The 7,222-nt window shown below is 41.5% G+C and carries 6 protein-coding genes and 3 pseudogenes; 8 read left to right on the top strand and 1 reads right to left on the bottom strand.

The features are described from left to right. The 3 genes from JO375_RS06810 to JO375_RS06800 all read left to right on the top strand — a co-directional run. A partial coding sequence (locus JO375_RS06810; protein ID WP_229523741.1) for an RNA-guided endonuclease InsQ/TnpB family protein occupies window positions 1–440 on the top strand: 440 nt, incomplete at its 5' end. Between the two features lie 13 nt (window positions 441–453). Then, window positions 454–1,005, top strand: coding sequence for a transposase (locus tag JO375_RS06805; RefSeq protein ID WP_229523740.1), 552 nt, complete (start codon window positions 454–456; stop codon window positions 1,003–1,005). Window positions 1,006–1,253: 248 nt separating this feature from the next. Further along, complete coding sequence (locus JO375_RS06800) at window positions 1,254–1,658, top strand: hypothetical protein (protein ID WP_229523739.1); 405 nt, start codon at window positions 1,254–1,256, stop codon at window positions 1,656–1,658. A gap of 250 nt (window positions 1,659–1,908) precedes the next feature. Here the strand turns inward: JO375_RS06800 and JO375_RS06795 are convergent. Further along, window positions 1,909–2,097, bottom strand: a pseudogene (locus tag JO375_RS06795) (MerR family transcriptional regulator); the annotation flags it as partial. A 171-nt stretch (window positions 2,098–2,268) separates the two neighbouring features. Between JO375_RS06795 and JO375_RS06790 the strand changes: the two are divergent. The 5 genes and pseudogenes from JO375_RS06790 to JO375_RS06765 form a co-directional block, all read left to right on the top strand. Beyond that, a complete protein-coding gene (locus JO375_RS06790; protein ID WP_229523738.1) occupies window positions 2,269–3,120 on the top strand; it encodes an aldo/keto reductase in 852 nt (283 codons plus the stop codon). A 2,249-nt stretch (window positions 3,121–5,369) separates the two neighbouring features. Then, on the top strand, window positions 5,370–5,861 hold the full coding sequence (locus tag JO375_RS06785; RefSeq protein WP_229523737.1) for a hypothetical protein: 492 nt from the start codon (window positions 5,370–5,372) through the stop codon (window positions 5,859–5,861). Then, the gene (locus JO375_RS06780) at window positions 5,848–6,165 is read left to right on the top strand and encodes a helix-turn-helix domain-containing protein (protein WP_229523736.1); all 318 of its coding nucleotides are present in this window, start codon (window positions 5,848–5,850) and stop codon (window positions 6,163–6,165) included. Before JO375_RS06785 ends, JO375_RS06780 begins: the two co-directional genes overlap by 14 nt. A gap of 240 nt (window positions 6,166–6,405) precedes the next feature. Continuing rightward, window positions 6,406–6,534, top strand: a pseudogene (locus JO375_RS06775) (transposase); the annotation flags it as partial. A 6-nt stretch (window positions 6,535–6,540) separates the two neighbouring features. Next, window positions 6,541–7,222 (top strand): annotated as a pseudogene (locus JO375_RS06765) (RNA-guided endonuclease TnpB family protein); the annotation flags it as partial.

The raw sequence follows: 7,222 nt of genomic DNA, 5'->3' as shown, positions 1-7,222 counted from the left end.
TCGGTTGTGTTCGATTCATCTACAACAAAATGCTTGCAGATAAGATCGAGCATTATAAGCAAACTGAAACGATGCTCAAGAATACGCCTGCTCAATACAAGAAGGAATTCGACTGGCTGAAAGAAGTGGACAGTCTTGCGCTTGCCAATGCTCAACTGAACTTAGACAAGGCATATAAGCATTTCTTCCGTGATCAGAGCGTCGGTTTTCCTAAATTCAAGAGCAAGAAGACCAACAGTCACAGTTACACAACGAATAATCAGAATGGCACAGTAAGCGTTGCAGACGGATATATAAAGCTTCCTAAGTTGAGAAAACTCATCCGAATCAAATTGCATCGTCCATTCGTTGGACGCATCAAGTCGTGTACGGTATCCAAAACACCGTCAGGGAAGTATTACGTTTCCTTACTGGTGGAAACGCATTCAGCCTTTGCCTAAGCGTGATAATAAGATGGGTGTTGATCTGGGCTTGAAGTCGTTTGCTATTACTTCCGATGGCGATACAATCGAGAATCCCAAGTACCTTCGCAAGTCTGAAAAGCGATTAGCACAATTGCAAAAGGAATTGTCACGCAAAAAGAAGGGAAGCACTAACCGCTATAAGGCTAGGCTGAAAGTAGCCAAGTTGCATGAGAAGATTCGTAATCAGCGTCAGGACTTCTTGCACAAAGTATCTTCCAAGATGATTAACGAAAACCAAGTCATTGTCATGGAAGACCTTCGAGTAAAGAACATGATGAAGAATCCAAAGCTTGCCAAGGCGATTAGTGAAGTATCCTGGAGCCTGTTCCGTTCAATGCTAGAATATAAAGCGAAGTGGTATGGACGTGATCTGATGATTGCACCTAAGAACTACGCTAGTAGCCAATTATGCTCATGTTGCGGTTACAAAAATGTAGATGTGAAGAATCTTGGCTTGCGAGAATGGACTTGTCCAGAATGCAACGCGCATCACGATAGAGATATAAACGCAGCCAACAACCTTCTGAAGCTCGCAATGTAATTGCATCTATTGGGATAGGGACTATCCTGTAAGCTTGGGTAAACTTGGAGCGGTTGCTCTATTGACCAAGAAGCACCCACCTCTTAGGTGGCGTGTAGTTCACGGCGTAAACTTTTTGGGATTACGATTCGCCCTAATCTATCTAAAGGTCGAGTCATAGCTGTGTTTTTCAAGTGCCTTTTCGTCTTTTCACACTCATATCATAGCAAAAAGGATTTTGGATCAGGGACATTGGAAGGAGTAAGAGTATGAAGACAGATAAAGTAAATGATACCTACTATGCTGGATTTGAAGGAGAACCAGAAATAAGATTGATTTACAAAGATTCAGATGAAAGCTATATATTGAAGATATGGAATGGATACTTTGACACATTATTGGATTGCTTGGATCAAATAGAGTCTGCACAAAGTAATATACTAAGTGAATATTATGCTCACGAAGGTTGGTATGAGGAAAGTCCATGGGAAATAAAAAATATTAGAGAGACCCTACAATTGTTTACTTCATTTGATAGTAACAATTTGACCGAGGAAGAGGCGAAAAGTTTAACTAATATATTACCCGTAATTCCTGATCTTAAAAACGATATAATTATATTGCTGGAGAGAGCGGTAAATGAAAACGGCAACGTGTACATTGAATATGATTAATAGTAAGCTTGCTCCTTTAACCATAAAATAGGAGTGAGCTTTTTTATAGTTGTCCAATCAGAATAAAGGGGGATGATATTTGCATACACCTTGCTTCATCAAGATATAAACGCAGCCAACAACCTTCTGAAACTCGCAATGTAAATTGCATCTATTGGGATAGGGACTATCCTGTAAGCCTTGGGTAAACTTGGAGCGGTTGCTCTATTGACCAAGAAGCACCCACCTCTTAGGTAGCGTGTAGTTCACTGACATCAATCGGCATCCCAGATTGCTTGAGGCATTTGACGCCATGCAGCCAGTTGATCGATTCTTCGTCGAACATCCGAATGTTGTTTTGATTGCGCTGTACGCTTGGCACCAGGCCTTTATCCGTGTAAAAGCGCACGACGTGCTCGGTGAGCCCCGTTATCTGGGCGACTTCTTTGACCGTAAGCATGTGAAATTCCCCTTAGAAAAAATTACATAGACCTCTTGACTTCGTTTAACACGTATGCGATAAGCTTATTGTAATGCAAATCGGCCGTAAGCGGAATCCCCGCTGCGGTGCCCGATTCCCGGGATTCGCGGCCGTTTGCCATTTTACATTTGAACAATGGGAGGAATTACAATGCAAACTGTAACATTGAACAACGGTGTGAAAATGCCGATCATCGGTTTCGGTGTCTACCAAATTCCCGATGCTGAAGAATGCGAGAACGCGGTATATGAAGCACTGATGGCCGGTTACCGCCTGATCGACACCGCCGCCGGTTACCTGAACGAGGAAGCGGTCGGACGCGCGATCAAGCGCAGCGGCGTACCGCGTGAGGAACTGTTCGTCACGACCAAGCTCTGGGTTCAGGATGCCGGCTACGAGAGTGCCAAGCTGGCGTTTGCAAAATCCTTGAAGAAGCTACAGCTCGACTATCTCGATCTATACCTTATTCACCAGCCGTTCGGCGATTACTACGGCGCTTGGCGTGCGATGGAAGACCTGCACCGCGAAGGCAAGATCAAGGCAATCGGTGTCAGCAACTTCCTGCCCGACCGTCTGATGGACCTCATCGTGCATAACGAAATCGTGCCCGCCGTCAACCAAATCGAAACGCACCCGTTCTACCAGCAGACTGAGAATGTCGATTTTATGAAAGAGCAGGGAGTGCAGCACCAGTCGTGGGCGCCGTTCGCTGAAGGACTTAACAACATGTTCGGCAACGAAGTGCTGGCATCGATCGCAGAAAAACACAACAAGTCCGTAGCCCAGGTCGTGTTGCGCTGGCTTGTTCAGCGTGAAGTCGTTGCTATTCCAAAATCGGTGCGCAAAGAGCGGATCGTCGAAAACATCGACATTTTCGATTTTGAGTTGAGCGCGGACGATATCGAGCAAATCTCCACACTAGATACGCGGAAAAGTCTTTTCTTATCGTACCGCGATCCGGAAGTCGCCAAAATGATGGGCAACTGGAGAGTCGATCTGTAAACCTTAATCGGACCGTAAACTCATCACGCGTTTATCCTCATCTATTAAGAAAGGACAGGGCGATCGCCCCTGTCCTTTCTTTACTTGAATTGCAAATTCTAAGAATAGCAAAACTGCTGCTACCGGTGTAACGAAATCTATACTCCCACCAATACAGGTAACACACAGAACCACCGAGACCTCCATAACTATCCTGCCAGTTAGCGTAACACCGTTGCAGGTCTAATACTGTATTTTCTTAGTCTACAACTATATTTTCCTAGTCTAGCACTTTATTTTCCTTAGACAAATCTCTTAGCGTGGGATTTATATCATTTGGTTGGTGGTACCCCCTATAGAGAATGCGAGGGGCACTAAAAAGGTAATTTAAACGCGAACAATTACCTATATAATTCCACTTGCGATACTGTTCAATCCACGTTAAAAAGACCGGATTATTAAGGCTCCGGCCAGGCCCCCCGCGATCCTTTCATTAGCCGCTGCAGTCACGGTGGAGTTTTTTTGGTTTCATGAAAGGAATAGAGAAAAACCATCTTTAGGTATAGGAGATGTTATAGTATAGAATATGCTTTGATCTGAGTTATTGATTGGGCGAACAACGAATTTTTATAGTTTATGGATTTATTCAAAAAAATTGGTGGACCCCCTTGACAAACATTAGCTGGTTTTCTTGTCATTAGGTGTTTTCTTCTCTGTTCGGCCGGCTACAAAGCAAAATCTTCAAGCCAGCAAAAATGTAAATCAGGATCAGAATTAGAACGCTAAATAGGCTAATTATGGTATAATAGAGAAGACAAAGTAACCGGTGGGATTATCGGCACGGCGAAGCTTGCCCGAGAGGGGGTGACGCCGTGTCACTTCTTGCAGTAGTGCAGCATTTTCTTGAAATTAGCGATAAGCTAGTTAGTATTGCGGTGGGGTTAATAGCCTTACGCAGTGCGTGGAAAGCAGCGCGGAACAAGAAAAACCACCGGGATTAGGTTGGTCGCCTTGCAATCCGGTGGTTTTTCGGTCATTTGATTGAAAACGCCGTGGTCGCCCACCGGCCTTTGTTAAGAGTCACGATGCTGGATACATCGTGGCTTTTTTATTTTATGCTTCTTATACATTTATTATACCACAATAGGAACAGTTCGGAACAGGAAATTCCCGATTTATCGGCTATTTTGCTCTGTCTTCCATTCGAGATCAATTCCGCAGAACCTGCATATTAAGAGTCTAAGGGTACTTTTGGTATCTTCTACTTACTCCATATTTTGATAATACCGCACAGTAATGATCCAATAAAAGCAATGACAAAATAGAACCGCCAGCAGGAACTGGCGGTTTTGTACTATTTATTAAGCTCCTCGTTCATCTTTCTTATCGGTCAGTTCTCTAAGACCTTCTCGTTTTATGAGATTCAACTCATATTCCAGAGTATTCAAATCATTTTTTGACAACACGATCTCCATTTACGATCTGAAATGGATGGGAATTGTTCAATAATTTGTTGGATCGAATATCCCTCAGGATAGCCCATTGGAACATCAAGGAATAATGTGGCTATCGGCTCCTTATTGATATTTCGCGATCTAATGAATGCAGAAACTTTCATTAGTTGTGGCTTGAGTTTACGCTCTGCAGGTAAATCATCAAAGCAATCTTGCGTAATCTGGAAATCACCGCAACTTGGAGCCAGGCGCTTTCTTCTCTAAATCCGACTTTTAGAGATGAGGAAGCAGCAACGATATCCTAATTATAGGAATTGAAGAAGCATCAGTTGATGCTTCTTTTATTACCGCTTGGATACCTTCATTAAAAGATTTTCTAATTTTCTAATCTTATTCAGAGATTTAAAAAGCAAAACTTCAAAAAAGTTGCGTATAATAGTGTTTTGTTATAGTATAACTTTATTACGTTTTTTTTAATTATCTTTGCCTCAATTATGAAGCGAAGAGAAGCTTAGGGCCTTGCCCTATATTAAATCATATGGCTATAAACAAGCCGTGAAGACATTAATGTACCCTTTTTAGGGCATTTTTTGTTTTCACGGCTTTTTTTTATATAACGGCCTGTATAAAGGAGGGGAAATGAAAAATAATTTTAATATTAAGAATCATTAAAGGGAAATGAGTGTCCCGCTACGTTAATCCTGAATGTTCTGTTGCTAAAAATGGGTGAATAAAAGTTAGAAAAGTATAACATAAAATTCTACACTATTAAGGAGAGATATAAATTGTTTTGCAATTTATATCGTATATGATATAATGAAGACAGTAATTGAATTTCTCAAAAATCCTGATGATCAAAAAAAACCAGTTTTAGAACTCATTCAAACGATTCAGCAATACAGCTCAACAGATCCTAATTATTTGCAAGTATTTAAGTTTGTCATCCGTGGGCTTGAATTTGTTGAGAAGCATGGATTGCCACTGGCTAAGCAAATTTATTACACCGATCTTAAAGAGGATGGCAAACCGTACACGATTCAACTAATTAAAGAATTAAGAGATCATGTGCCGCTGCTTGAGTTCCGGATTAACTGGGAAGGTTTTGGAGCGTTCCGAAGTGTGTTCTTTGAATACTGTAGGGAGGACCATCAGTTTTTGGTTTTTGCACGGGCGATCGTAAAACAGACGACATATTCAGCCGACTTTGAACAGATTGTTCAGGAAACAGAACAGTTATATATGGACTTTATAAATAATCCGGAGAAATATATAACCTTAACAGGAGCTGACCATAATGAAACATCCTAAAGGAACAGGTAGTGACTTTGCAAACTTAAAACAAGCAGCACGAGATATCCCAGAGGTAGCAGAATATCTTGATAGTTTTTCAGTTACAATCGGGGATATGGTTCTAGCGCGGCGGATACAGCTGGGGTATACACAATCTCTGTTAGCACAATTAGCGGAAACCACGCAAGCACGTGTTTCGCAAATTGAATCTGGAAATGGAAATGTAACCTCAGATACGTTAAATCGGGTATTTAAGGCGTTAAAGCTTGCTTCTCTAAATCCAACTTTTAGAGATGAAGAAGCAGCAACAACCATATCCTAATTAAAAGAATTGAAGAAGCATCAGCGTTTGTTGATGCTTCTTTTGTTACCGCTTGGATACCTTCATAAAAGAATTATCTAATCTTATTCAGGATAATAGATGAAAGTTCTTGATCTAACAAATAGTTGTCAAAATTCCCCCATTTTCTAAAGTGAGGGATGAATGGCAACGGTCTGATCAACATGGACTCTTACAGCCTAAGAAGATACTATAATAGAATTATTCAGTCGTAAGAAGGAATTTCCAATCATCCGAAAATCGCTTTGGAAAGCGTATTTTTGGTCACGTTCCTATTGCCTGCTTACAACTGGTGGAGCACCCATAGACGTAATCAAGAAATACATCGAAAATCAAGGCATGAAAGGATGATAGGAATTGCTGAAAGCCTATAAGTATCGCATCTATCCGAACCATGAACAGCAGCTATATTTTGCAAAAGTGTTCGGTTGTGTTCGATTCATCTACAACAAAATGCTTGCAGATAAGATCGAGCATTATAAGCAAACTGAAACCATGCTCAAGAATACGCCTGCTCAATACAAAAAAGGAATTCGACTGGCTGAAAGAAGTGGACAGTCTTGCGCTTGCCAATGCTCAACTGAACTTGGACAAGGCATATAGGCATTTCTTCCGTGATCAGAGCGTCGGTTTTCCTAAATTCAAGAGCAAGAAGACCAACAGTCACAGTTACACAACGAATAATCAGAATGGCACAGTAAGCGTTGCAGACGGATATATAAAGCTTCCTAAGTTGAGAAAACTCATCCGAATCAAATTGCATCGTCCATTCGTTGGACTCATCAAGTCGTGTACGATATCCAAAACACCGTCAGGGAAGTATTATGTTTCCTTACTGGTGGAAACGGATATTCAGCCTTTGCCTAAGCGTGATGATAAGATGGGTGTTGATCTGGGCTTGAAGTCGTTTGCTATTACTTCCGATGGCGATACAATCGAGAATCCCAAGTACCTTCGCAAGTCTGAAAAGCAATTAGTACAATTGCAAAAGGAATTGTCACGCAAAAAGAAGGGAAGCACTAACCGCTATAAGGCTAGA

Source organism: Paenibacillus farraposensis (assembly GCF_020736845.1).
Taxonomy (GTDB): domain Bacteria; phylum Bacillota; class Bacilli; order Paenibacillales; family Paenibacillaceae; genus Paenibacillus; species Paenibacillus farraposensis.
This window is presented reverse-complemented; position numbering and strand designations above follow the sequence as displayed.

What these genes read in the sequence shown, in the direction of transcription:
- JO375_RS06805 (WP_229523740.1), top strand. Translation starts at nt 454, where the DNA reads ATGGGTGTTGATCTGGGCTTGAAGTCGTTTGCTATTACTTCCGATGGC.
- JO375_RS06800 (WP_229523739.1), top strand. Translation starts at nt 1,254, where the DNA reads ATGAAGACAGATAAAGTAAATGATACCTACTATGCTGGATTTGAAGGA.
- JO375_RS06790 (WP_229523738.1), top strand. Translation starts at nt 2,269, where the DNA reads ATGCAAACTGTAACATTGAACAACGGTGTGAAAATGCCGATCATCGGT.
- JO375_RS06785 (WP_229523737.1), top strand. Translation starts at nt 5,370, where the DNA reads ATGAAGACAGTAATTGAATTTCTCAAAAATCCTGATGATCAAAAAAAA.
- JO375_RS06780 (WP_229523736.1), top strand. Translation starts at nt 5,848, where the DNA reads ATGAAACATCCTAAAGGAACAGGTAGTGACTTTGCAAACTTAAAACAA.